This is a genomic window from Methylosarcina fibrata AML-C10, from assembly GCF_000372865.1.
In the GTDB taxonomy this organism is placed as follows: domain Bacteria; phylum Pseudomonadota; class Gammaproteobacteria; order Methylococcales; family Methylomonadaceae; genus Methylosarcina; species Methylosarcina fibrata.
Map to the genome: position 1 here is coordinate 707,264 of NZ_KB889965.1, position 23,434 is coordinate 730,697.

The 23,434-nt window shown below is 49.2% G+C and carries 26 protein-coding genes and 1 tRNA gene; 6 read left to right on the forward strand and 21 right to left on the reverse strand.

Annotated elements, in window-relative coordinates; translation table 11 throughout:
* Window positions 1-149: 149 nt before the first annotated feature.
* The 3 genes from A3OW_RS0103575 to A3OW_RS0103585 all read right to left on the reverse strand — a co-directional run bounded on the left by A3OW_RS0103575 (window position 150) and on the right by A3OW_RS0103585 (window position 2,816).
* Entirely contained in the window at window positions 150-998 is an 849-nt protein-coding gene (locus A3OW_RS0103575) for a TVP38/TMEM64 family protein (protein WP_232422324.1), read from the reverse strand.
* Window positions 979-1,671 carry a methyltransferase family protein gene (locus A3OW_RS0103580; protein ID WP_020562055.1) on the reverse strand — a complete coding sequence of 231 codons (693 nt, stop codon included), beginning with the start codon at window positions 1,669-1,671 and terminating at the stop codon, window positions 979-981. The genes A3OW_RS0103575 and A3OW_RS0103580 overlap by 20 nt, the downstream gene beginning before the upstream one ends.
* Window positions 1,672-1,745: 74 nt before the next feature.
* Window positions 1,746-2,816, reverse strand: coding sequence for a bile acid:sodium symporter family protein (locus A3OW_RS0103585; protein ID WP_020562056.1), 1,071 nt, complete (start codon window positions 2,814-2,816; stop codon window positions 1,746-1,748).
* Between the two features lie 369 nt (window positions 2,817-3,185).
* Between A3OW_RS0103585 and A3OW_RS0103595 the strand changes: the two genes are divergently transcribed.
* The 6 genes from A3OW_RS0103595 (at window position 3,186) to A3OW_RS0103620 (ending at window position 8,059) form a co-directional block, all read left to right on the forward strand.
* Entirely contained in the window at window positions 3,186-3,515 is a 330-nt protein-coding gene (locus A3OW_RS0103595; RefSeq protein WP_051091789.1) for a c-type cytochrome, read from the forward strand.
* A gap of 763 nt (window positions 3,516-4,278) precedes the next feature.
* Window positions 4,279-5,034 (forward strand): bestrophin-like domain, encoded by a 756-nt coding sequence (locus tag A3OW_RS0103600; protein ID WP_157385781.1) that lies wholly within the window; start codon window positions 4,279-4,281, stop codon window positions 5,032-5,034.
* A 325-nt stretch (window positions 5,035-5,359) separates the two neighbouring features.
* A tRNA-Ser gene (locus A3OW_RS0103605) sits at window positions 5,360-5,449 on the forward strand.
* A 96-nt stretch (window positions 5,450-5,545) separates the two neighbouring features.
* The gene (locus tag A3OW_RS23955) at window positions 5,546-6,940 is read left to right on the forward strand and encodes a site-specific integrase (RefSeq protein WP_020562060.1); all 1,395 of its coding nucleotides are present in this window, start codon (window positions 5,546-5,548) and stop codon (window positions 6,938-6,940) included.
* A gap of 111 nt (window positions 6,941-7,051) precedes the next feature.
* On the forward strand, window positions 7,052-7,222 hold the full coding sequence (locus tag A3OW_RS27605; RefSeq protein ID WP_020562061.1) for a hypothetical protein: 171 nt from the start codon (window positions 7,052-7,054) through the stop codon (window positions 7,220-7,222).
* Between the two features lie 84 nt (window positions 7,223-7,306).
* The gene (locus A3OW_RS0103620; RefSeq protein ID WP_020562062.1) at window positions 7,307-8,059 is read left to right on the forward strand and encodes a hypothetical protein; all 753 of its coding nucleotides are present in this window, start codon (window positions 7,307-7,309) and stop codon (window positions 8,057-8,059) included.
* A 905-nt stretch (window positions 8,060-8,964) separates the two neighbouring features.
* Here A3OW_RS0103620 and A3OW_RS0103630 read toward each other — a convergent pair.
* The 18 genes from A3OW_RS0103630 to A3OW_RS0103715 all read right to left on the reverse strand — a co-directional run bounded on the left by A3OW_RS0103630 (window position 8,965) and on the right by A3OW_RS0103715 (window position 23,208).
* Window positions 8,965-10,158: a hypothetical protein gene (locus tag A3OW_RS0103630; protein ID WP_020562064.1), complete on the reverse strand. Its 1,194-nt coding sequence runs from the start codon at window positions 10,156-10,158 to the stop codon at window positions 8,965-8,967.
* Between the two features lie 99 nt (window positions 10,159-10,257).
* Complete coding sequence (locus tag A3OW_RS0103635; protein WP_157385782.1) at window positions 10,258-10,689, reverse strand: hypothetical protein; 432 nt, start codon at window positions 10,687-10,689, stop codon at window positions 10,258-10,260.
* A 559-nt stretch (window positions 10,690-11,248) separates the two neighbouring features.
* The gene (locus tag A3OW_RS0103640; RefSeq protein ID WP_020562066.1) at window positions 11,249-11,839 is read right to left on the reverse strand and encodes a recombinase family protein; all 591 of its coding nucleotides are present in this window, start codon (window positions 11,837-11,839) and stop codon (window positions 11,249-11,251) included.
* A 150-nt stretch (window positions 11,840-11,989) separates the two neighbouring features.
* Window positions 11,990-12,355 carry a hypothetical protein gene (locus A3OW_RS0103645; protein WP_020562067.1) on the reverse strand — a complete coding sequence of 122 codons (366 nt, stop codon included), beginning with the start codon at window positions 12,353-12,355 and terminating at the stop codon, window positions 11,990-11,992.
* A 236-nt stretch (window positions 12,356-12,591) separates the two neighbouring features.
* Window positions 12,592-12,939 (reverse strand): hypothetical protein, encoded by a 348-nt coding sequence (locus A3OW_RS0103650; RefSeq protein WP_020562068.1) that lies wholly within the window; start codon window positions 12,937-12,939, stop codon window positions 12,592-12,594.
* Window positions 12,936-13,823 carry a phage minor head protein gene (locus A3OW_RS0103655; protein WP_020562069.1) on the reverse strand — a complete coding sequence of 296 codons (888 nt, stop codon included), beginning with the start codon at window positions 13,821-13,823 and terminating at the stop codon, window positions 12,936-12,938. The genes A3OW_RS0103650 and A3OW_RS0103655 overlap by 4 nt, the downstream gene beginning before the upstream one ends.
* Window positions 13,820-14,299: a DnaT-like ssDNA-binding protein gene (locus A3OW_RS0103660; RefSeq protein WP_020562070.1), complete on the reverse strand. Its 480-nt coding sequence runs from the start codon at window positions 14,297-14,299 to the stop codon at window positions 13,820-13,822. Before A3OW_RS0103660 ends, A3OW_RS0103655 begins: the two co-directional genes overlap by 4 nt.
* 76 nt (window positions 14,300-14,375) lie before the next feature.
* Entirely contained in the window at window positions 14,376-14,789 is a 414-nt protein-coding gene (locus tag A3OW_RS23960; RefSeq protein ID WP_020562071.1) for a tail assembly protein, read from the reverse strand.
* A gap of 9 nt (window positions 14,790-14,798) precedes the next feature.
* On the reverse strand, window positions 14,799-15,821 hold the full coding sequence (locus tag A3OW_RS0103670) for an IS701 family transposase (RefSeq protein ID WP_020562072.1): 1,023 nt from the start codon (window positions 15,819-15,821) through the stop codon (window positions 14,799-14,801).
* Between the two features lie 33 nt (window positions 15,822-15,854).
* Window positions 15,855-16,061, reverse strand: coding sequence for a tail assembly protein (locus A3OW_RS0103675; RefSeq protein ID WP_157385783.1), 207 nt, complete (start codon window positions 16,059-16,061; stop codon window positions 15,855-15,857).
* Window positions 16,062-16,137: 76 nt separating this feature from the next.
* A complete protein-coding gene (locus A3OW_RS0103680) occupies window positions 16,138-17,034 on the reverse strand; it encodes a major capsid protein (protein ID WP_020562074.1) in 897 nt (298 codons plus the stop codon).
* 31 nt (window positions 17,035-17,065) lie between these two features.
* Window positions 17,066-17,410, reverse strand: a complete 345-nt coding sequence (locus A3OW_RS0103685) for a hypothetical protein (protein ID WP_020562075.1) — start codon at window positions 17,408-17,410, stop codon at window positions 17,066-17,068.
* Window position 17,411: 1 nt separating this feature from the next.
* A complete protein-coding gene (locus A3OW_RS0103690) occupies window positions 17,412-18,407 on the reverse strand; it encodes a hypothetical protein (protein WP_157385784.1) in 996 nt (331 codons plus the stop codon).
* A gap of 392 nt (window positions 18,408-18,799) precedes the next feature.
* Entirely contained in the window at window positions 18,800-19,798 is a 999-nt protein-coding gene (locus A3OW_RS0103695) for a hypothetical protein (RefSeq protein ID WP_020562077.1), read from the reverse strand.
* Window positions 19,799-19,845: 47 nt separating this feature from the next.
* Window positions 19,846-20,604 carry a DUF2490 domain-containing protein gene (locus A3OW_RS0103700; RefSeq protein ID WP_020562078.1) on the reverse strand — a complete coding sequence of 253 codons (759 nt, stop codon included), beginning with the start codon at window positions 20,602-20,604 and terminating at the stop codon, window positions 19,846-19,848.
* A 71-nt stretch (window positions 20,605-20,675) separates the two neighbouring features.
* Window positions 20,676-21,032 (reverse strand): YgiW/YdeI family stress tolerance OB fold protein, encoded by a 357-nt coding sequence (locus A3OW_RS0103705; RefSeq protein ID WP_005368751.1) that lies wholly within the window; start codon window positions 21,030-21,032, stop codon window positions 20,676-20,678.
* Window positions 21,033-21,142: 110 nt separating this feature from the next.
* Window positions 21,143-22,552: an ATP-binding protein gene (locus A3OW_RS0103710; RefSeq protein ID WP_020562079.1), complete on the reverse strand. Its 1,410-nt coding sequence runs from the start codon at window positions 22,550-22,552 to the stop codon at window positions 21,143-21,145.
* A complete protein-coding gene (locus A3OW_RS0103715) occupies window positions 22,549-23,208 on the reverse strand; it encodes a response regulator (RefSeq protein ID WP_020562080.1) in 660 nt (219 codons plus the stop codon). The genes A3OW_RS0103710 and A3OW_RS0103715 overlap by 4 nt, the downstream gene beginning before the upstream one ends.
* Between the last annotated feature and the right edge of the window lie 226 nt (window positions 23,209-23,434).

Consider the following 23,434-nt stretch of genomic DNA (forward strand, 5'->3'; position numbering starts at 1 on the left):
GAAACACCTTCCTCGTGCCCAAGCCCTTATATGGGGCCGCGTTTCCGCAGGGCTCCAGCCGAACCCGTGGGCTATTCGTTGAGTGAGCCTCGAAGGGAGCGAGTCGAATGGAAAAAAGGACCGAAAGAGCAAGCTTCCATCATGCAAAGCTATTCGCTGAAATTATCCATGTTCATTTCTTTTAAAGCGTTGCCGGCGATTTTAATTATGTAGATCAACGTGACAATCAAAACGAATAAACCGATGACCAGCGCTGAATAAGGAGCAAAACCGGTTTGCTCCGACCTTATTATTAAACCGGTCAAATGTTTGGTCGCGTAGCCAAAATAAACCAGACTGCCGTTGTAGATTAAAATGCCGCTGGTCGCGGCCAGATAGGGCCGGAATGAGACCTTCGTAACGGACAAGGCATAATTAAGCAGGGCAAAGGGCAGCGGCGTTAAGTGCAGCAGAAACATTAATTTGAACTCGTTTTTGCCGGTTAAGAGTCTGTTCAAGGTCGTAAAACGCTTATTTCCGGCGATCCATCTCAGGACCCATTTGCGTAAAAAATTCCGACCCAGGTAGAACATGATGGCGGCCGAAAGAAAAGTCGAGATCAATACTACCAATTCGCCGGTAATTAAAGGAAATAAAACGCCGGCGGCAAAACAGAGTGCGTCGATTGAAACAAAAGCCGGGGACAAAATCGCAAATAAGAAAATAAACCCCAGCGGCGCAAAAAATCCCATATGCTCGATCCAGAGTTCAACGTCCGGAAGATAAAGCTTAACTTCGTGGCCAATCAATAGCATCAAATCGGCAAACATCAAAACAGCCCACAACGTCCGAATAAGATTTAAATACTGTGTTTTCATAATGGAAAAGTCCCGAACAATAGGTTCAGCAAAGAGTATTTTTGCATAGAAACACGCCGAGAGGCGGTCGAGCCTAATTTTATCGTGCCGTACGTGTTGTCGCCTAAAACGGCGCTTAGAGTCACCATACGCCGGGAACAAGCCGGTAGCGCACGCGCGTCAAATAATCGCCATAGCCGGGCAGATCGCGCTTGAGCAGGCGTTCCTCGAACACTGCACGCTGCGCTATGCCGGCAATCATGACCGGTGCGAACAAAAACCCGTACCACGATCCCAGCAGTAACGGCATTCCGACGATATAGAGCAATGCCGCCGAATACATCGGATGGCGCACCAGCGCATAAGGACCGGTGTCGATCACGCGCTGTTTGCGCTCAATCTGCACGCGGATTACAGGCGCAGCGAAACTGTTTTCACGGAACACCAACAGCGTTGCCGTGAACCCGGCGATGACCAACAGGCCGCCTATCATATTGAGCAAGGGCGGCATGTCGGACGTATGCCAGGCTTGCGCGTCCAGCGCCATGAGCACCAGCCAGCCACACCATAGGAATACGAATGCAACCAGAAAAATTCTGTCCCACAGCGGCTGGCCGCGTTGCAGCAGAGGCCCCAGCCGGGCTGCCAGCAAATCGGGATCGCGGTGCCATAGCCAGGCGCTGAAAGCAATGGAGCCGCCGGCAAAGATCGCGAGAAAAGCCCATGCCTGTACCCAATGCCAATTGCCTGCGGGGAAGAAGAGCAAGAAAACCATGATGGCCAGCCACACCGTTGACTTAACGAAGAGGCGTACAAACAATTTCGTCGGCTGCATGCTTTAATGACCTGTGTTAAGAAGCACTCTTGGTTGCTTGTCCATCGTTTGGAGTTTTCCAATACAGACTCCAACTAAGCCGTTTTATACAGTCCGGTACCCTTCTGAAACACCGTAAAGTCAACAAGCGAAGCCATCAAATGCTGGACGAGGTTATAAAAAATAATGGGCAGCATAACTTCCGGATGATCGGCCAGGGCGACTGAAACCAGCACCAGCCCGGTGCCGTTGTTGTTCATGCCCAAGCCGAACATGAGCGCGGCCATGTCCTGCCGGTTGGTGTGAAAGAGTCGAGCGATCAGATAACCGGTCGCAAAAGCCATGATACAGAGCGCAACCACAATCACCAATAGAAGTCCCAGAAAGTCGAGATCGGGCTCGGACATCGCTTTGGGCAGACTCAAGGACGCATTGGAGTAATTGAGTAAAAGCAAGACCCCGTAATTGACGAGCTTGATGTGGGGTTTAACGGCAGCGATTCGCTCTTCTCCGATCAAATGATGCGCCAGCATGCCGCACAATGAAGGCATAATGACCCAAATCCCCAAAAAGCTCACCACCCCGTCGGAAGCCACTTCATGTAAATCCTCGGAATAGTCGCCTGTGGTTACAAATCCAACCGCATGCAGGACCAGTGGAGTCAATAGAGGACTTAAGAAAGTGGTGAACAGCACCAAACCCAAGCTCAAGGCAAGATTGCCGTCGGCGTTCTGCGCCCATGCGGTGGATGCCCCCGCAATAGGCATGGAGGCGACCAACGCCAGACCAACGAGAATGTGCTGAACCTCTTCCGGATTATGCCAAAGCGCCATCACGAAGCTGGCGCCTATAATAAAGCCGAGAGGAGTGACGAGATTACCCAATAAACCGCTTAACAGGATCTGCGGTTTGTGCGCTACGCGGGCGAGTTCTTTAGGTTTCACGCCTAAACCGGCATTGAACAGCAATAACGAGAGCAACAGGGGCGGTAACGAAAGGTCTATTTTGTTCCGTAGTACAACCAGGCTGCCCAATTCGACTTCACGAACCCATAGACCGAATCCCGGCAGCCAAGCGGCCACAAAATAAGACGCAAGAATGATCCAAATAAAGTAATGATGGATCAGGCGGGTAACGAATTCGATGGATTGCAGAATGGGTTTCATGTTTTATATCCCGTTTGGATGATGAATTCTCGGGTCATTTCCGGACAGCTAAAATTACGACGACGAGACCTACCAAAAAAATCCCGATCCATTCCCAAAACGATGGTTGCTCGTTCAGAAAAGTCACGGCGAAGACGGCCACCAGCACCACACTGTATTGTCTACCGGCGCAACCGGAGGCGTCGCCGATTTTCAAAACACAAAAGCAGCGCACCCACAAGACGTCCGTTGCCGAATTGAAATTTATACCTTCAAGCTCGATCTTCGCAAAAATGGCGGCAAGCGTGAACTGCGTACTCGCCAGGACTGTTTTTATTGTAGAATGAGTGGGCAGTCCATCAAATACAAATCATTTTCTGGAGAATAAAAATGTTACGCTTATCTATATTATTCGTTTCAAGCATGCTTGTCTTGGGTTTGACTGGCAATGCCCAAGCGGCCGATGCATCGGCCGGTGCGGAAATTTTTGCCAAAAATTGTAACATGTGTCATTCGGGTGGAAAAAATATGCTTAACCCGGCCAAAACGTTAAGCATGACCGATCTAAAAAACAATCAAATGGATTCCGAAGCGGCCATTATTACACTGGTTACTAACGGAAAGCCTCCCATGCCGGCATTTGGCTCAACCTTGTCGGAGGAGCAGATTAAAAACGTTGCCGCTTATGTCGTGCAACAGGCGAATGCGGACTGGAAATAATGACGCTTCAACAGTCTCGCATCCCAGGGTTCCAAGGCACAAAACCCATCGCATCGTTAGGATGGGCTTCGTGCTTCAACCCCTCCAATCGTGCTTTCTTGTAAGATAAGAACATTTCGTAAAGGATGAATGCGTATTGATGTAGTGCCATAGGACGGGCCAAACGACGTGAGGCCCATCAGCCGCAAACGATGGGCTTCCTTCGGCAGCTAATTCTGTCAGCGTCGTGGACTTCATCTATTCAACATGCTTCGCTGAACAATGGTATATTGAAAAACGTCGTCCGAATAGTAACAGCCCCTCGGACATCTTCGGATAACACCGTATGATAATCGAAATACTGGGGGGGACGATAATGGAGCCAATCAGGACACATCCGGACAATGTAAAAAAATAACCGGCTATCCCTATTCTTGAACGTCGTAATATTAACCATGGCGGCAGCGGTGTCGTCCAGATGACGACAGCGGATGATTCGGACAGTCCCTCCAGCAGAATCACTGAGGCAAACGCATACGGAAACAACATGATTACCGATAATTTTAACCAGACCGACGTAGAGATGTATTTCTTAAAAACAAGACCATTCCGATGGTAACTTCGTAACAACCCAAAATGAGAAAATATACGGATCGGGATAGGAATCCTCCCAAATGCGCAACACTGCCTGGCTTGACAGTAAAAAAGAAAGCAGTATAGGGTAAGCGAATTTTTAATTTATTTAGCGGCAAGGGAAAATCTGTACGGCGCCATGAATCCCACTATGACCGGTTTTATCGTATTCACATGCGCGTTCTTAGGCGCTTTGTTCGGGATGTGGCTGCGCAACGTGTTGCCGGAACATCACCTTGACGAAGAGTCGAAAGAAACGGTGAAGGTCGGTATCGGGCTCATCGCCACGATGACGGCGCTTGTGCTCGGCTTGGTTACTGCCTCATCCAAAAGTTCCTTTGATGCCGTGGACACGGCGGTGAAGCAAACCGCCATGCAAGTCCTCACGCTCGACCGCGTATTGGCTCGCTACGGGTCCGAGACAAAAGAAATACGTACGGGCTTGCGGCACATAATTGGGATCCGCATCGAAAAGATCTGGCCGCAGGATTCGACCAAGCTTGCCAGCCTGGATCCGACGCGTGCGGGAGCAATGCTTGAAGCTGAAGGACTTGCCGATGCAATCCGCAACCTGAAGCCGCACGATGATTCTCAACGGGCGCTCCAGTCCCGCGCATTGGATCTTGCCGAAGCGCTGTTGCAAACCCGATGGCTAATGCTCACCAGCAGCGAAACGTCGGTTCCCATGCCGTTTCTGGTCATTCTTGTGTTTTGGCTTACGATCATATTTGCGAGTTTTGGGTTGTTCGCATCCCGGAACGCAACGGTTTTAGGGATCCTTTTCGTATGTGCGCTATCTGTTGGCAGCGCCGTATTCCTTGTGCTGGAAATGGATGCCCCATTTTACGGATTGATTAGAGTTTCTGCAGATCCCATTCGCAACGCTTATGCGCATCTCAATCAGTAACTGCATCGGTTCGTGTCTCTGCCCATATTTACTTCAAACTATTATTTATTATTGACTGTTCAAATACAGTCTGCCGTCAACTTGACAAGGCCCGTTTAATTACTAATCTTAAACCGTGGGCTTAAAAGCGATAAACATCCAAAGCTTTATATCCGCTTTCTCTCCGAAACTTTTGAGCCCACTGCAACCTCACGCCTATTCGTTATCACCGCCTTTCTTGTCCTGAAAAGCAGACGGGCAGGGGAGACCCGGTATTAATTTTGGCCGTCCCGAAAGATACCGGTCCTTCGAACAGAATTCTATGTTACAATAAACGGCTCATGCAGGAGAGATGGCAGAGAGGCTGAATGCGCCGGACTCGAAATCCGGTATACGGTTTACCGTATCGAGGGTTCGACTCCCTCTCTCTCCGCCAGAAGTAACTTATTGAAAAGTAAGTAAAAAAGACAACATAACCTCATTAGAAAAGCGGTTTTTGCTACAAAAACTTGCTACAAAATGGGCTGTTGTCATGGCTAAAATTCCTTATCTTGTAAGGCGAAAAAACGTCTTTTATTTTCGTCTTAGCGTTCCCGCCGAACTTCGCGAATCAATCAACGCTCGCGAAATCATCAAAAGCCTTAAAACTGAAAACCGGTTCGAGGCAACCTATCAGGCATTAAAACTTGCCGCACATTACAAAGCGGTTTTGCACGATCTGAAAACCGGCAAATCCCTTGCACTCAACCATTTAGCTTTACCCGAACCACAGATGGCCGCACTTGTAGCGCCGGTCATTGCCCCACCTGTTCAAGTTAAATCATCCGCGCCGCTGTTGTCGGCCGTCATTGCAGACTTCCTGAAGCGTTACGACCGAAATAACAAGGCTACCCTGGTGAAGCTTAATGCCACGTTGCCTATCTTTCTTGAGCTTGTTGGCGACCGGCCGATTGATGGCATTTTGCAGGCGCATATCAACACTTTTTTTGATGAAGTGCAGGGGTTGCCACCGCGTGCAGGCAAGGCTAAAAAATACGAGGGTATGTCATTACGTGAGATTATCGCGGCCAATACCGGGGAATGTATTTCGGCGGGAACGTTTAAATCCACTTACCGGGCACTGATAAGCATTTTTTTGAATTGGGGGGCGGTTCACTACCATGATCAAGGCTTCCCAAGCCTTAGCGTTCAGGGCGCCGTATACCGTGGTGAGCGGTCCAAAGGCATCAACAAGCAACGCGCCATGACGCGGGAAGAGATTCAAAAGCTATTTACTCATCCAACGATGAAGAGTTTTGCCGCCGATCCGGAAACCGAGCATTGTTTTTGGCTGCCGGCAATTGGCCTGCATACCGGCTGCCGAATCAATGAGGTTTGCCAACTTAACCCGCAAACCGATATTGTGCGGGATGAAAAAACAGGCATTTGGTATTTCAATTTCGACGATGCAGGGGAAAGCGCCGAAAATGTCGAAAAGAGTCTTAAAACCGAATCATCGCGCCGGATTGTTCCTATCCATAGCCGCTTAATCGAGTTGGGATTTTTAAATTACGTCGAACGCATCAAAGCCGGCGGTCACAAGTTGATTTTTCCAAAATGGCGGCCACGCTATGGTAAGGCATCGGTCAATGCGAAATTGTGGTTTACCGATTACGTTGCAAGCATCGGTCTGAAAGACACAACGCCAGGCGCACGGTTAAGCGGTTTTCATTCATTTCGGCATACGTTTGTTACCCATGCGATAAACAATAAAATTTCAGGGGTTTTTCAGCTTACCGGACATGAGACCGGGGAAATTGACGGGTTCGGCAAAACGTCAAAAGTTGCCGCCGGGTATTGGACGCGAAGCCGGACGGATAACATTTCGGAACTGAAAGAGACTATCGAACGCTTTGATTTTGGTATCGATTTTTTTAAACCGGCATGAAGTAAGTCACTGGTGAACTATCGTAAGTTATTGAAAATAAAATAAAAAAATTGATTTTTTGCAAGCCATTGAGTAGCATTTAGTTTCTTTTTAATCAATTGAGGTTACATCATGAAAAAAATATCTTTGCAACAAATGGCTGATCTGTATTTCGAATTGATCGACGTTGAGACTTTAAACCGGGCTGAAGTCGTCATTCATGCCGGCCGGCATCCGGAATTAGGGGATATCGTGCTTACTCAGTGGGCTGGGGACGATCAAGCGTTTTTGAATATTCGCTAAAACGCGCTTTGACGTTCCACAAAGTCCGGTGTATAGTCCGCGTCCCTTTGGCAGAGGGGCTTTTCAACCACAAGAGGATTCTGAATGACGACAGCAAAAATTGAAGCGGTAACAGTGGACAAAAAAATTAATCACTTAATTAATATGATCGAAAGATACAGCGGTTTTCTATATGACTACCAGCTCAAAAGCATACATGAAAACATGCCAATCATTTTTAATAACTCGAAATCTGTAGAGGAGCAGAAAGACGCGGCCTTATCGATTTGGTGTGCACTTGACGACAGCAAAAGGATTGATTTTTGCGGTTGGGCATGGTGTGAACATCTACTATATTCTATCCTTCCCAAGCCGGTATTTTCGTCTGTATTGATTGAAACCCACCAAAGGGGAAAGGGTGGAAGTCTGTTGATCCATTTTTCATTGAATGAACGGATTCAAATGTTTGAACTTGCTGATCCGCAGCATTTAATGACATCGACAGAGTATGAGAGGTTTTTGGCGCTACCGGATGAAGTCAAAATTTATAGGGGCGGATCGGGAGCAGCGCCCAACAAGTTAAAATATGGCATGAGTTGGACGACTGATGTAGATTTAGCAGCTTGGTTTGCAAATCGGTTTACAAGTAGGGGTAAGCCGTTAGTTATCGAGGGTATCGCTAAAAAGAAAAATATTTTTGGCTGCTTCGATTACGAAGACGAAATAATTACCGTTGGAGGTCGGGTGTCAAAAATGAAAGTTTTAGACATCGATATTGATTCGGCAGCCTCAAGGCATGGCGATAAAATGAAAGCCGAATGGGAAGCTGAAATGGAAAAACTGAAAACCGCCGCGTAATAAAATTGTAACAAAACCACCTGCTAAGCGGTCTCCAGACGGGGCCGCTTAGCCTATTTGTTAACCCAATCAAAAACAATAAGCCATCAATCGGCCGGACTTGTCTTCGGGGTCAAACTTGTCTATTTTTAACGCCGTTTTGACGCCTAAAACCGCTCATTCTCAAGCGAAAACTTAAAAGTAATGGTAGGGTAGCGGGTAAGGGAAAACATGGCTGACTGATGGCTTAAATCACGTTTTTTGATTACCGCGTCATTGCCGCCTTTCCACCCCCAACAATCTAAAAAACAAGCACGATTGACGGATTGATTTACCCGTGACTCAAACAATGCGTTTTAGAGCTTCAGGAAGCCCTTTTTTAAGCTATTTCAGCAACGAAAACGAAAAAGTAATACCGATTTACCGCACAACGGAAGTTTTCGTGTCTTAAATCGCGTTTTTTGACATATTACGTTAAAACTCAGTTGACGCGGCGAAGAGAAGTCTTTCCGCAACTTATTGGACGCCGGCGGCAGGCCTACGGGTTCCGGAGATTCTCATCAGGACTGTAGATCTGCGTTTCTACGTTTCTGCATCCCGGCAGGCCTTCATCCCCCGCAACTTCTTCTTCACGGGAAAAACCTTCATCCCCCGCAACTTCTTCTTCACGGGGAAAAGCCTTCATCCCCGCAACTTCTTCTAATTTCCGGAATTATTAAACCCACCGGAGAGCAAAAAACGAAGTGAGGCGAAGCCGAACTGTTTTTGCTCTCCGTTCTTTTAATTACATATCTATATAAGTCTATATAATTAGTGGTCATAAAAAACACCAAAAATTGCCTTCAAAGCAAGTAAACACGCGTCTTTCAGGCCGACACTCTGCCCGACACGAAAACGCCTTTAGGCCGACACGCTGCCCGACACGCTTATAAAATTGACGCCCTTTTAAAGAGTTCAACGCGCCGCCTTAATTTTGATTTGCCGATGCTATCGCCGGATAGTTTTTCATAAGCGGCCATGATTCCAGAAAGATTACTGATCTTACCGCCGGAATACTGAAGGGCAACCCAAATGTTTACGCACTCATTCATATCAATAATTTTTGTATTAACGGGATTGGTTTTAGCGTATTTATCCAACTTGTGCCGGATGTCAATTGCTCGCACCCTCAGCCTATCAAGTTTTTCCTGTTCGCGCTGTGCTTTGTTTTTGGCTTCATCCTGCCGCTGCCGGATAGCACCCGATCGTAAGACGACTAATTGCTCTTGCCAACATTCCGGCAAACGTAAATGTTTGATCTTTTGGATAGCGGTTAAATGTCCCACCTTTCCCGTTTTTGTTTCATATCGACCTATGGCGATTTTGTGCGCTTTCTCGAAGTCGAATTGATCACTGGTAAAGATGCCATCGAAAAGGCCATCATTGGCCGCCGAGTCGGTTTGGTGGCCGTTTTGAGTATGCCATAACCAAAGCAAGTCAAATATCTGTAAATCGAGCATATAGGCGCTAATCGCCGGGGTTTTACATGCAACCCAGTTATACTTCGGAAAGCCGCGTTCGATCGGCGAAATGCCCCGTTTTGTGAGCTCTAAGGCAATATTTCGGTTAAGTGATTGCTCGGTATTGGTATAAGTGAAATCACCTGAAAAATGCGATTTTTGAAGGCTTAATAAGGTGTCTATCGACAACAAAGCAAAATCTGTTTCCGGTTCGGCTTGGGGCGTATCAGGCGCCGCTTCGGGTTCCTGAACAGGCAATGCCGGGGGCGGGATAATTTCCGGTTGCTTTTGATCGTGTTGGGCGGCCGGGGAATCCGGGACAGTCGGCATGATGCCAATTTCACTAAATACGGCATCAATTTCAGCCCATTCTTCAGGTGTGTCCGCCGAAGCATGGGGAACGGGCGCCGGCCGGTTAATGGTTGCCGGGGTGTCGTCAAGCAACGCTATTTCGTCCAAAATTCGCAACGCTTCTTCAGTGTCTGGATCGTCTTTGTGATATTCCGGATTTAAAATGAATTCATCGTTAACGCTTAAATATTTGGGAATCCTTACTAACTCTTCATTTGTCGAAAATAAATCGCTAGATGTTGAAAAATAAAGCTTTTTATGTAAATCCATAGTATAATATACTCCATCATTTTTTCATTCTGTTGTGTTATCCATGTCCCCGGTAGCTGCAAACTACCGGGTTTTTTTGCCTTTGATGTATCGTTCGGCTTAAGCCGCTTCGTCTTTCCTTTCCAGTAATTCCTTTTCGAATTCATAGATACGGCGTTTTGCAGTCATTGCAGCCCCTTCGAAATCAATTGATTCTCTGTGTATCCAGTCGCCGCTATGAAAAATTTTTGCGACTTCCGAATCTGGATGAATGCCGATTTGCTGTTCAATAAATTCTTCGATGATTCGGCAAAGCCAGTTTGAACTGTGAACCGTGACATCAACTATATTGGGTTGCGCCTGAAATTGAGCTTCAAATGCCCGCAATGCCTGTATATAGGGTTCCGGCACAAAAACAGTAACGGGTTTTAAACCGACTTCATTTAATTCTTCCGCAATGATCTTAACTCGCCGTTGATGGCGGGCCTGTCTTTCCGCCCCGGACATTGATGTTTTACCTTTGGGTGGTCTTCCATATTTTTGATTTTTCATTATTTTCCTTGTTTGATGTTTAACAATGGGGCGATATTTTATCACATAACGTTATTAATGACATATTTATTTGTTAGTGGTGATAAAAAGGGGCGGTGGAGCTGATTTAAATTTTTTGGTCGGTTCGGGCCGGCCGCCGGCCGCCGTTTTGAAGAGGTGAGAGGGTATCAATAATACAAATGATAATGATTATCATTTGATGCCTTTGCCATCATATCCGGGCATACCAAGCCGCCGCCGTCGGCGCCAATGCCGAACCGCTCTAAAGCCGCATCATTTCGGGCTTTGCGGGCTGGAGTGGATGCAGTATTGTTTCTTAAAAAGAAACAATAAAATAACTAGCTTGTTACTATGCTAACTATGAATTTAAATAATAAAATCATGTATTTATAAACGGCATGAAAATTGCAATAGACGTTGTTTCAAATAAAGAAACAATAGGGCAGGTTCCCTGCAAGCATTGTTGCAGTAAATTTACCGCCCATGGGCTTGAGAATGCTTCAGGCACAAAAAAAGCCGCACAGTGGCGGCTTTCGTTTGAATCGATCGGTATTAATCGTTATGCTTCGGCAGCTTTAATTACTCGCTGAACAACGCTTGTGCCGATACCAAGCGTTTTGCCTATCTTTAAAACGCCCATGCCTTCAGAACGCAGTTTGATGATTTCTTGTTCTACCGATGTATCAGTCTTCGGCCGGCCCAATTGCTTACCTTGTTGTCTTGCCCGGCTCAATCCGGCATGAACGCGCTCTTGAATCATTGACCGCTCGAATTCGGCAAAGACGCCGCACATTTGAAACAGCGCCCGGCCTGATGGCGTTGTGGTATCGATGGCTTGCTGATGCAAATACATATCAACGCCGACACTGTGTAGGTCGTGCATGATACCTACCAAGTCTTGCAGGCTTCGGCCTAAGCGGTCGACGGACCACGCCATAATGACATCAAACTTCCGTTGTGTGGCGGCTTTAAGCATCTTATCCAATGCCGGGCGTTTATCGCGGCCTTTAGAACCCGAAATGCCGGCATCTTCATAAACCTGCACGATTTCCCAACCTGATTTGTTGGCAATCTTTTCAAGTTCTAAACGTTGGTTTTCTGTTGTTTGCTGATCGGTTGAAACGCGGATGTATAAGGCGGCTCTTTTCATGACTTGTCCCCGGCTGTTATTTAGTGGCTATAATTATAGCTGTTACATATACGGAAAACAAGTGTTAAACGTATATTATTTTTGCCAGTCTGAAAGCCTTGATTTTTGTGGGTAGGGAAGGGGGAATTTTCGAGGGGTTTTCCGTATAGGTTAATCCGATTCCAGAACCGCCGCCGTATGTGCATCAAAGGTGCGGTAATCGCTTTTCGTGATATCGCGGCTTTTTTTGACTGTCCCCAGATTGATCAGGATTCCTTTCAGGTGCGCGGTATTGGCTCTGTAATTGCCTTCATCAATTTCTTCGCCGTTGAGAATCTTTAATTCGTCTCGTTCGCACAGTGTCGCAAGCGTGGCCGCCCGCCGCATAAGCATAGCTTCGGCGGTCGTCGGGTCGCCGCCTACCTGATAATTCAAGCCGGCCAATTGGTCTCGATACCGGCGGGCTATGGCGGTTCGGCCGTCAATCTTTTGCCCGTCGATCAGTAATTCCGGAAGTTTAAAATCATCACTTGCCATTTTCTGTTCTCTTTCTGTTCTCTTTTTTGAGCTTCGGACCGCTATTTGCTCGTTCGCTTACCCATCATTGACGCAACCAACAATGAAACCCCTTGTTTTCCTTTGTTTCCTTTATTTGGTTTCCCATTATCAACCCGACATCAATTCGACCATCAAGCCGACATCAATTCGACCCCTTGTTTTCCTTTGTTTCCTTTATTTGGTTTCCCATTATCAACCCGACATCAATGCAACCATCAAGCCGACATCAATTCGGCCCCTTGTTTTCCTTTGTTTGGTTTTCCAGCCTTTGCCTTTGAATGCGCCAAATATCGATCGATAACGATCTTTTGCACTGCATCGGCATCAAGACCGGCTAACCAACATACGGCTTTAAAATCACTACCGCCTTCATAAAACCATTTCCTTGCTTGCTGTTGATAGCTTCTAAGGGTTCGGACTGATTTGGTTCGCTTTCCGGTTGCATCGCTTAAGGCTTGAAGCAATACGCCACACCAAAGCTGCCGTTCTGGCATTAAAGAAATCAATTCTTTATCAATAACTTGATCTATTTGAAAGCTTATAAAATCTTCACTCTCGCTCATGGGACTTTCCTTATCACTGCACGGCAACGGCAATTGATTTCAAGTGGCGGATTCATAAACGGCCCGAATGGTGTTTGAAATGGCTGATTGATGCTTACGCCTTTGCTGTTCATTACTTCGGTTTGGTAATGGGCATGCCTTACCCGTTCATCATGGGCGGTTCGCCAGAAACGGCGGTAATTGTTGGGATTGATTAGCCCGGCTTTACCGGCAATATTGATTGCCGATTGTTGGGCCGTATGGGCAATTTTACTTGCCAGATTGCGGGCTATGGCGTTTGCACGATGAACCAATAAAGCCTTGTATTGCTTGATTACAAGTCTGTCAATTGCTTCGGGATCAAGCCCACGTTCGATTGACTTTCTTATGACGTTTCGCTGACTGGCTGAAAGGTTTCTGATGACTTCCGGGGGTAGGGTGTCCATACTGGGTCGGCTATAGTCTTGCGTTAGCGCTATAGATTCCAGCGTTTGCCGGTAAGCTCTTAAACTCCTTGCTTGATTCGGGGATAAGCCGATAGTTTCGAGTATCCGCTTCGGATTCGGCCCGGCCAAATGAACCGCCTTTTTGATTTCGGCGGAAATTTCCCGAAGTTGGTTGTTGATGAATTCGATTTTCAGTGAAACCGGATATTCGAAATCCGGCAATCCCAAAGTCAACAAAAGCAAATTGATTGATTCATCATGCAGAGCGGTCAAATTTTCTTTAAAACCCTGTAATAACTGGGCTTCAAGTTGCTCTATGGTTAAATTGTCGAAGTTGTTTATACCGTTTAATTGTGCGGTATCTGTAGGGTAATTTTCCCGGATATAGTCAATTGCCGATAAAAACGACTCTTTTAACTTCAGTTCGAAGTTATCTATCAAATTTTCAAAGTCGTTCATGGAATCAGTTTTGCCGAATATTGGGGTTGCTCGACCAAATACGGCTTAAGCAAGCTCATGACATAATCGGGTAAAGGACCTTCTTTCATTGTGCGGTAAGAGGATTCCGATTCGCCTACCCGGGCGGAACTCAATTTGTAGATTTGTCGATATTGCACCGGGTCGGTTATATCGTGATTCAACAGAAAATAGGCAAGTTCACAATTTGCGTCTTTGATTTTGCCCGGTATGACGTTCGAGGCGATAGGTTGCCCGTTACGATTGGTAACGCCTGTTCTGGGCCACTGTAACGGCTGTTCCGGGTCTGTGGGTTGCCCGATAAATTCGAGCTGATCGATAAGCCGTGTAGCCAAAAACAAGGCATTATTGAATTGACTATCCCCCAGTAAGTCAACGGCATTTAGCCTTACTACCGTGTATTCGTAAAGCTCAAATTCGCTAACGAAAGAGTTTGTTCCTAATTCGATTGCCGCCATAATTCAACCTTGAAAAAATGGGCATCCTTGCCCGATTGCTTCCATAATTCCTTAATTGTTTCGATAATTTCAGGCGTTAAATTGCAACTTCCTCAACCGTCAAGGAAGCTGAAATCGGATGCGAACCAACCAATACCTTTTTTCCGTAAATTAAAGGAACGGGCACACCTTCCATTTCCGTATTGACCGGCCCGTCAAAGTAGTATGATGTGCCATCGGCTTTTTTGCCGATGTCGCCCGTGTTGATCTTGGGTTGTGGCGTCAACATACCGACAACTCCGCCTATTACCAAAGAGGCGCCTATTGCCATTAGCCATCCTTGCCCGGTAAATGCACCGATCGTAAAGAGAACCACGCCGGCTATGATTTTAAAGGTATTACCAGAGCCGGCCGCCAGTGGAGTAAACCGAATCTTTTTCAATTTACCCAACATTTCCAACTGTTCTTCACCAATGACTTCCTTAACGCCATTTTCGAATTCACAAGTCACTCGCAGGACTTACGCAAGACTCATGCGTAGAGATGGATTTCTGAGCTGTTGGCAGAGGTAGTCATCGAGTAGCTTCTGTTTCAATTGATAGACCGTCCGTCCCGAGGTGTAGGCCAATTGCTTCAGTCGAACCCAAACCAGGAAAGCGCAGGCAATATGATTGCGCTGAATGCGGGCAGAGCGGCACTGGCAGCGTTCCCTTCCGGTGACCTGTTTGCCTTCGCGGTGCAGTTGCTCGATCTTCCAGCGATAGCCGCACGCCTGTTGTGCGGCCGCCGTGGAATGCTGAGTGGGCTCGTTGGTCACGACCCAATCCGTGCGGTGGGTGGACACCTCAACCCGGAACAGGTGCACCTTGTGGTGTTTGGGAAAGCCTCTGATCTTGATGGTTTTACCGTGCGCCCGCTCGGTCGGGCTCCAGATCAGCGAGTCGACCCGTTGGTAAGGTCGCTCGCCGCCGGAATCATCCACTTGGCGGTTAGCCTTGAGCGGACAATAATAGACTTTCTGCAAGGATTCGATGAATAACATCAGGTCTTTCGTGGCGTACCAGCTATCCATCAGCACGGCGTGAAACGGCAAACGCTTGTGATGCACGGCATTGCCGAGCATGTCGTGGACATGATCCAGTTTGGATTGGCCGTCGCCATCGGGATCGTAGAGCCGGTAGTCGATCAGCCAGAACTGATCCAACTCCGGATTGACATAGACGCAGGTCACGACGCCGATACCGCGAATCAGGCCATGGGCATTGCCGCTGTACTGGTGACGTACTAGGGCAATCTTTCGGGAGAAGTCCTTATCCAGCACGGTGTCGTCGAAGATCAGGTAGCCGGCCGGTGTGAGGACGATGTCGTTGCGGACGTTGTCCCATATCAGCCGCGGGGTCATCCGTTCTCGTTGCAGGTAGCGGTTGATGGCATCGTGGCTGAAGGTGTCATGGTGATCGGCAAAATAGGTCAGCGTATAATTGATCTGGCTGACCAGCAGAAATTGGCAATAATCCAGGCGAGTCATAAAAGATTTGATCATAACTTGATGTCGCTTTTGACCTCAGTCTTTGATTCATGTGCCTTCAGCGATCAGATATTTTGCGTAAGTCCTGACTCGATAATTTTCATAAGTGGGTAGGTTGTCTCGAATCCAGGGCAGGAAATCCGGACGATTGGCTGTTATTAAACGAATGGCTTCAGCCGGGGATTTAACAAACAATTCCCATTTTCTGCCGAATTTTTTTCCCATAACGCCATCAAGAATAACCGTCGTCTTCATCTTTGTTCCGTAATTGAATATTAAAAAAGTGGGCATCCTTGCCCGATTGCTTCCTTAACCTTTTTACAACAGCAAATTAAATAATGACGCCCTTTAAACGGCTTGCGCATTTGGGGTGCTTCAAGACTAAACCGCTATACCATTCAATTCGGGTGCGGTAAGCCGGCTTTGTCTCGATTTCGCCCAAATCGCGAACGTCCATCGGTTCGGTTTGGATGCCGTGCATTGCATCAGGACCGAACTTAACCGCATAAATTGAAGTGGTTGCATTACTGGAACCTTGCGTTTCGGTGCTTGTTAAAATGGGGTTGCCGTCGGCGCCGTCTTCGATAATCCCGATTGGGGTGCCGGCATAAGTTTCAACTTCGCGGCCGAAGTAATCACGGGTAACGCTGACAACGCCACTTGCCCGGCCCAATGCAACAAGTTTGCGGCGGGCGGCCTTGTTCATCAAAAGTATGCTTGGGGTGCCCTGAATCGAGTCAATCAATTCGTCAAGCATACCCATATCCAAAGCGGCGCCGTTTGCGCCTGCCGTAATAACCTGATTTCCGGTTAAGCGAACGTTCAAGCCGTCAAATTCTTTAGGGTTTGTTCCGGTATCGCCATGAAAAAACGTTGATAACCAACTTAAGGTTAAAGCTTTTGCTTTCATGGCATCGTGAACCGCCCGGCTATCGTTATCGCCGGTTCCCATCTTGATTTGTGCAACGTCGAAATCCGAATCGCCGCCGATGATAGTAAGGGATTCGGTAACAGGATTTACAACGCCGGTTGATTCCGTATAGCCTTCATTGAAGCCGCGAAAGGCAATACCCGGCAAAGTGTCTTCGATGTTGTATTTGTAGGCATTGCCTTTGATATTCACGAAAGGCAGATTGGCCAATACCGGATTTTCACGGGCAAAAATTTCAACTACGCCACTTGCAAGCGGGGTAGGATTTAGTTTTTGCCATTCTGAAATTGTTAACATTTATTTTCTCTCCTTGAAAAATTTAAAAAACTTATTTGTAGCCGTGGCTCATTCGAGCAATCGGTGGTAATTCGTCCGGGTTCACCTTTTGCGGGGTGATACCCGGTTTCTTTGTATCGGTTTCTGGCACTGCCGTTCTGAAAATGCCGGTTTCTTTCGCTTTATTGAACCATTTCACTTTTGCTGCCGGGCTCAGTTCTTCCGGAATCAAGGCTTTTAAGCCGTCCGGAATCGTTGCAAGCATTGCGTTTGCGACAAACTCCAAATCGGCCGTATTTGCCGCGAGTTCTGTTTTTAAACGTTCAATTTCGCTATGGGAATCGGCGGTGACCGGGGTTCCTGTTTGTTGTTCGGTTTGTGTTATTTCTTGTGTCATATTAATCAACTAAAGTAATTTGGCTGGATTCGTCTTTGCGCCGCAATAGCTCTTGAATGGCGTCTTGCCGGGTCGGGTATCCGTCCGGGTTTTCGGAAATCAAAACATCAACCGGAGACCAAACGCCCATTTCAAGCTTTGCCCGTGCATTGTTCAGGCGTTCGGTTTCGGTTAAATTCTCTTGCATTTCTGCAAAGTCAACCGTAACGCGGGCGTCTTCGGCAATGGTGCCGGGTTGATGGGTGTTAACCACGCGCTTGATGATTTCAAACAATTGCGTTTCATATCGCCGCCATAAAGCAATATCGTCTTGCCGTGCTTCTCTTAAATCGATTTGTTCAACATGTTTTGCCGCGCCGGATTCAGAACGCCGATCAAGGTCGAAAACATCCGCCGAAAGATCGTTTGAGGCCGCGATTTGCCGCAATACAAATTGAATGGCTTCTAAAATATCGCCAATAGGCGCATTGGGGGCGGCAAAGCCGAATGAACCGCCTTCGGGCAGGGTAACGGCCCTTTCCGGCCCCACGTTCAACGCTTCGCCGGCCGGGATACCGGCGGCCCATGCTTGCCCGTGGGCTTGCAGTTCAACCGCCCGCCAAAGATTCGACAAGGCAACGTTTATTGCCTCTTGCGCTTCGATAAGATCGTCCCCGCCGGCAACAAAAAATTGATCGTCCGGTAGTGAATCGAATAAACAGATAAAAGGGGGCAACCCGTAAGGATTAACGCCTTTCGGATTGCCCCCCATTTTCACAGGATTGCCGCGATAGTCCCGCCGGGTATACGTTCCCGCCGTCCAATCGGAATAGGTCACTTCCTGTTCTTTTGCCGCTTTGTGAGTGACGATAAACCGCTCAGGAAACAGCGGGTTGCCATACTCAACGTCTAAAATGTTTGGGGTGATAACCGATAAAGTAAGCTGATCATTCATCCAGCCCACTTGTAAAACGGACGTTTTAAGCAACTTCGTCAAACGGCTCAGGCGTTTTAACACTATGTCGACACCAGCGGCTTTGTAAATTTCTTCCGCCGCTACTTGGTCAATTCCGGTAAACGTCCGTCTTGGGGCTAATCGGTAAATGTAGCGGCTTGCATTTGAAAGCGGCCGGACTCGCATTTATCGCCGATTTCGGCTCGAATTAACTGCAACTGAAAATTCCGTTCGGCTCAGATTAAATGCAACTGAGCTTGCATTTATCCATTCGGGCTCGCATTCGATGTTCTTCGGCTCACTTTAACTGCAAATGAAATCCGGATTCAAATGGGCAAGCCCGCCGCCAAAAATTGGCTACGCAGTTCCGCTACGCGCGTAGCGTCCAGGTTATTGCTGAATAGCGTCTTGATCTCCCGTGGTTTAATATCGACCAGAATCCACCGAACGTAAGTTTATAAAATTGAATGTGACAAAAGCTCATCCAGAATATATTCCAGATCATGGCTCATTAGATTTACATCGGACTCCACCATATCCAACATCACAGCTCGATCCCGTAGCTCGCCTGCAGAGTACAAGCCGCCAGCACCGAAAAACAGCTCGATACGGTGTTGCTCCTCTACTAAGTTAGCTTCTCCGAGACGCCCATCGTGTCGCCAACGAGCAATCAATGTCTCCCGCAGGGATCGGTGAGAAGAATCTTCCGGCAACGGCCGATTCAAGAACCGCCACACTGACCGTGGAAATAATCTCGATTGCTTGGGGCCATCCCAAATTTCCTTCAATATATTTCGTTCATGGCTGAACTCATGGGTCAGAGAATTCGATAGTGCCATGGTGCCAAATGCTGCTTCGGTAACACCCGCGATAATGCCTGCGATTGCCGACCAAGCGGCTTGCGCGCCGAGAGATAGTCCGCCGGATAACGCTCCGCCCAAACCGCTGCCGAGAAGGGAAAGAACGGTGAACTGGGTCGACTGAAGTTCCTGACGGTCTTGAAGACGATCGGCGGCATCGGCAGCTCGTTCTTCTTCGCAGTCGGCTTCCGCTGCGGCACTCTTTACGGCCAGCAAAGCTTGCAATATCCGAATAGCTAGCTGTTCTCTAACTTGCAACCGTTGTATTCGCTTGTCTGGTTCACGTTGCGGATTCTCACCATCCTGCAAATGACGATCCTCTACTGATTTCGTAACGCCTATGATATTGGCGATGTCCAATGTTGCGGGAGATAACGCAGAGACTTCCGTAAGGGATAGCGCGGGATTTTCTTCATCGTACCGTTCCGAACCGGAAATGTCCTTAAACTCCGATGCAGGACCGCACTTGCGGTCTACAGAATGGGCGATCAGTGTTTCACCGGTAGGTTTTGGTGCTTGACTAGCGCATCCAAAAGCCAAAACAATCGTGGCGGCCAAAGCACAAGATAGGCCCGAAAATCGGCGGTCTTTCATGGCAAGCGGGTTGCTGTGGTCATTTAATATCTCTAAACCGTATGATATTAGAATCGATAACTCAGGTTGGCGTTCACATTATGCGTGAGGACTATGTCACCGCCGGTTTCCTGAATGGTTTGCCCAAGATACCCCAGGTCCATGCCTAGCTGCCGGTTGAGCTGGAAACTAAATCCGGCCATCGCGCGGTTTTCGCTGAACCCTGTCGCTCCGAAACTATTGGCATTCAGATGGCAGAGCACCTCGTCGCCCACGTACAGGGACAGTTTGGGATCGATGAATGCCAGGTGAAACTGGAGTGAGGACATTTGTCGCAAACGAATCCCCACGTTGCCCGTAGACTGGTTGACCCGCTCTTCCAGACGGGTGCGGATCTTGGCTGTAAAGCGCGCGACCGGAAAGTCGAACACTAGATCCTGGTAGGGCCGGCTTTCGTGGTAGTCGGTCTTGCCGAGAGAATGATGCCAATCATGGACATAGCCCAGCCAGACGCTGGCGTAGGAATTGACGGAAAAGCCCATCTGCGCGTAGAACTGGTCTTCGTTGAGGCGCCAGGCAGAGGGACTGTCGTCCCGCAGGCGCGTCTGATCGATGAGGGTCCAGCGGAATCCCCGAAGCCCGGGAGAGAAATCGCCGAGCTTTCCGGAAAGAGTGAGCGAACTCCAACTGCCCGCCATGTTTTCCACGGAATCGGCTTTTGCCGTTGCCCCCCACAGGCTGCCCGCCAGCAGGACGAACCCAGCCGATCTGGCGGGCAATTTGTGGAAATGAAGATTGTTTAGCGCTTTGCTAACGATTCCGGACATCGTTGGCATCCGTATTGTTTTGCAAAATTCATAAAAGGGAACGGAGCGAAGCCAGCCGTCCCCTGGATAAATCAAGGCAACACTTTGAGTTGTTTGACCTCCAATTCTTCCGCCTCGCCGAAGTCTTTGTCGAACTCGCCGCTGATTTCCACTCGGGTCTTGGCGTCAAGGGTTTGGCCGGCCGGCAGCAGTTGCGGTTCGATTTCCACGCGCAATTTACCGCTGTCATCGGCAAAGGTGTAATGTTTGCCGCCGTCGTGCGACACCAGCCGGCCGCGTAAGGTCGCGTATTGGTCGTCCGTGCCGGTATCCAGCAATTGCTTGACGGTCATGGCCGGCACATTGCTTGGGCCGGCGTATTCCGCCAGCGCGGCATTGGCAACGAAAGCGAGAATAATCAAGGTCGTTAAGGTCGATAAGCGTTTCATGGCTGCTTCTCCAAATAATCGATAAATGAAAGGCACGTCCCGTACAAACGTGGGTATGCACCGGGATCGTGGCAATCATTTGACCATGCGGCGATGAAGCGAATATGAAGCTAAACGGCGTTTTTTTCCTGCCCGGCGATGGGAAAGTCCAGCACTGCGCTCAAGCCGCGTTGATCGAGGCCGGTCTCGAAATGCAGCGTGGCGCCGTGCAGCGCGGCAATGCGCTCGACGATGGACAGCCCTAGGCCGCTTCCGCTGCGGTCGTTGCCAAGCACCCGAAAGAAACGCCCGGCCAGCCGACTGCGCTGGGATGCTTCGACTCCCGGACCGTCGTCGCGCACCGCCAGACGTATCCCGCCGGCAATATACTTCGCGTCGATGCGCACCCGGCACCCCGGCGGGCAGTAACGTAGCGCGTTGTCGAGTAAATTACGCAACGCGATACGTAACAAATCCGCGTTGCCGACTAATGTCGCCACGCGGCACTCTATGGCCAAGCCGATCTGTCCGGTTTCGGCTTGAGGCAAATGATAGCGGCGTAGTTCGTCAAGCAAATCCGGTAACGCCACAGGTTCGCGCGGCAATGCCGCCGCTTGGGCAGCATCGAAACGGGCCAGTGTCAGCAGATTTTCGATCAGCGCGGTGCAGCGGTCGGTGTCGTGATAGAGCTGGCGTAACGACGGCCGATGCTCGGGATGCTGCCGTTCCAGCAACTGGATCTTCATCCGCAGCGCGGACAGCGGCGTGCGCAGTTCGTGGGCGGCGTCCGCGGTGAAGCGGCGTTCGGCTTGCAGCGCATGGTCCAAACGGCCCAACACGGTATTGAGCGCATTGACGATCGGTTGCAATTCCACCGGTTGCTCGACAACCGCCACCGGCGTCAAGTCTTCCGGCGTCTTGCCGGCGAGGGTCAGCGCCGTTTGTTCGATCGGTCCGATCAACCGGCTGATCGCCAGCCAGATAACCGCACCGAGTAATGCCAGTAACATCATGGCCGGCCAGATCAGATCGTCCGCCAATTCTTCGAGAATTTCGGTGCGTGCTTCCAGCGGCTGGCCGACCTGGACTTCGAGACCGCCGTCTTCGTCGCGCAAGACGAATACCCGCCACGGCGCCATGCCGACCCATGCGGTTCGAAACCCTTTGTGCCGATCGAAATCGGTCACGAACGGTTCATCGGGGCTCGGCCCGGTACGGCGCAATACGCGGTTGTTAGCGACGAGTTGGTAATAAATGCCGGCATGGCGGCGGTCGCGGTCTATCGGGCCGGTATTCGCCACTGCCGGCCCGGATAAGTCGGCTCCCGCCGCGCGAATCAATTGAGCGGCGTCTTCCAGGCCGTCGTCGAACACATCGTTGGTTTCGTCCCAGGCAATATTGACCATGATCGCCAAACTGATCGACCATAACAGCGCGCTGGCCCCCAGCACCGAAACCAACAATCGCCTTCGTAGCGAATAGGGCGAAGGGGAAACGCCGCCGGCCTTGCCGCGCAGCCATTGCAGAAGCCAACCCGTCACGGCGATTCCAGCACATAACCCAGGCCGCGCATCGTGCGGATCAGGCCGTGTCCCAGCTTTTTGCGCAGGTGGTAAATGTGTACTTCGACCGTATTGCTTTCCACTTCCTCGCCCCAGCCATACAGGGCGTCTTCGAGTCGATCGCGGCCGGCCGGCCGGCCGCCGTGCAGCATTAAGGTATGAAGGATGGCGAATTCTCGTGCCGTTAACACAATGGTTGCCCCGTTTTGGGTAACATGCTTACCGGCCGGGTCAAGCGTTATGCCGCCGTGGCGCAGCACGCCGTTGGCCTGCCCGGAGCCGCGCCGGATAGCGGCGCGGAGGCGCGCCGATAATTCTTCCAAGTCGAAAGGTTTCACCAGATAATCGTCGGCGCCGAGATCAAGGCCCGCAATGCGGTCCGACAGGGCGTCGCGGGCGGTAATCAGCAATACCGGCATGTCGTCGCCATGGGCGCGCAGGCCGGAGAGCAAACGGTCGCCGCTCAATCCCGGCAAACCACGGTCGAGTAGTAGACATTGGTAAGATTGGGCGCGCAACGCCAATTCGGCATGGTCGCCGCGTTTAACCCAATCGACCGCATAGCCGTCGAGTTGCAGCCAGGATTGCAGGGTGGCGCCTAACGACGGATCGTCTTCGGCGAGCAGGATACGCATAATTTATCGAAGGCGGGCTATATCGATTTTAAAAGACCTGTTCAAGGATTGATCATTAAAAATGATCCCGTAATTATTGTTAACTTTTTACATCGCACTTGACAACTCTCTTTTTTCGCTCGGAAGTCGACTAATTCAGAGGTTGAAAACCAACAATCTAACGGATTGGATGTTATCGTGTATTTGGAATAAATGAGCTTTTCTTAAGTGTTGAATATAGAATCTA

Bases quoted from the DNA above. Each gene is read 5' to 3' on its own strand.
- A3OW_RS0103580 (WP_020562055.1), bottom strand. From the start codon at position 1,671: ATGCAGCCGACGAAATTGTTTGTACGCCTCTTCGTTAAGTCAACGGTG.
- A3OW_RS0103585 (WP_020562056.1), bottom strand. From the start codon at position 2,816: ATGAAACCCATTCTGCAATCCATCGAATTCGTTACCCGCCTGATCCAT.
- A3OW_RS0103595 (WP_051091789.1), top strand. From the start codon at position 3,186: ATGTTACGCTTATCTATATTATTCGTTTCAAGCATGCTTGTCTTGGGT.
- A3OW_RS0103600 (WP_157385781.1), top strand. From the start codon at position 4,279: ATGACCGGTTTTATCGTATTCACATGCGCGTTCTTAGGCGCTTTGTTC.
- A3OW_RS23955 (WP_020562060.1), top strand. From the start codon at position 5,546: ATGGCTAAAATTCCTTATCTTGTAAGGCGAAAAAACGTCTTTTATTTT.
- A3OW_RS27605 (WP_020562061.1), top strand. From the start codon at position 7,052: ATGAAAAAAATATCTTTGCAACAAATGGCTGATCTGTATTTCGAATTG.
- A3OW_RS0103620 (WP_020562062.1), top strand. From the start codon at position 7,307: ATGACGACAGCAAAAATTGAAGCGGTAACAGTGGACAAAAAAATTAAT.
- A3OW_RS0103630 (WP_020562064.1), bottom strand. From the start codon at position 10,158: ATGGATTTACATAAAAAGCTTTATTTTTCAACATCTAGCGATTTATTT.
- A3OW_RS0103635 (WP_157385782.1), bottom strand. From the start codon at position 10,689: ATGAAAAATCAAAAATATGGAAGACCACCCAAAGGTAAAACATCAATG.
- A3OW_RS0103640 (WP_020562066.1), bottom strand. From the start codon at position 11,839: ATGAAAAGAGCCGCCTTATACATCCGCGTTTCAACCGATCAGCAAACA.
- A3OW_RS0103645 (WP_020562067.1), bottom strand. From the start codon at position 12,355: ATGGCAAGTGATGATTTTAAACTTCCGGAATTACTGATCGACGGGCAA.
- A3OW_RS0103650 (WP_020562068.1), bottom strand. From the start codon at position 12,939: ATGAGCGAGAGTGAAGATTTTATAAGCTTTCAAATAGATCAAGTTATT.
- A3OW_RS0103655 (WP_020562069.1), bottom strand. From the start codon at position 13,823: ATGAACGACTTTGAAAATTTGATAGATAACTTCGAACTGAAGTTAAAA.
- A3OW_RS0103660 (WP_020562070.1), bottom strand. From the start codon at position 14,299: ATGGCGGCAATCGAATTAGGAACAAACTCTTTCGTTAGCGAATTTGAG.
- A3OW_RS0103670 (WP_020562072.1), bottom strand. From the start codon at position 15,821: ATGATCAAATCTTTTATGACTCGCCTGGATTATTGCCAATTTCTGCTG.
- A3OW_RS0103675 (WP_157385783.1), bottom strand. From the start codon at position 16,061: ATGAAGACGACGGTTATTCTTGATGGCGTTATGGGAAAAAAATTCGGC.
- A3OW_RS0103680 (WP_020562074.1), bottom strand. From the start codon at position 17,034: ATGTTAACAATTTCAGAATGGCAAAAACTAAATCCTACCCCGCTTGCA.
- A3OW_RS0103685 (WP_020562075.1), bottom strand. From the start codon at position 17,410: ATGACACAAGAAATAACACAAACCGAACAACAAACAGGAACCCCGGTC.
- A3OW_RS0103695 (WP_020562077.1), bottom strand. From the start codon at position 19,798: ATGAAAGACCGCCGATTTTCGGGCCTATCTTGTGCTTTGGCCGCCACG.
- A3OW_RS0103700 (WP_020562078.1), bottom strand. From the start codon at position 20,604: ATGTCCGGAATCGTTAGCAAAGCGCTAAACAATCTTCATTTCCACAAA.
- A3OW_RS0103705 (WP_005368751.1), bottom strand. From the start codon at position 21,032: ATGAAACGCTTATCGACCTTAACGACCTTGATTATTCTCGCTTTCGTT.
- A3OW_RS0103715 (WP_020562080.1), bottom strand. From the start codon at position 23,208: ATGCGTATCCTGCTCGCCGAAGACGATCCGTCGTTAGGCGCCACCCTG.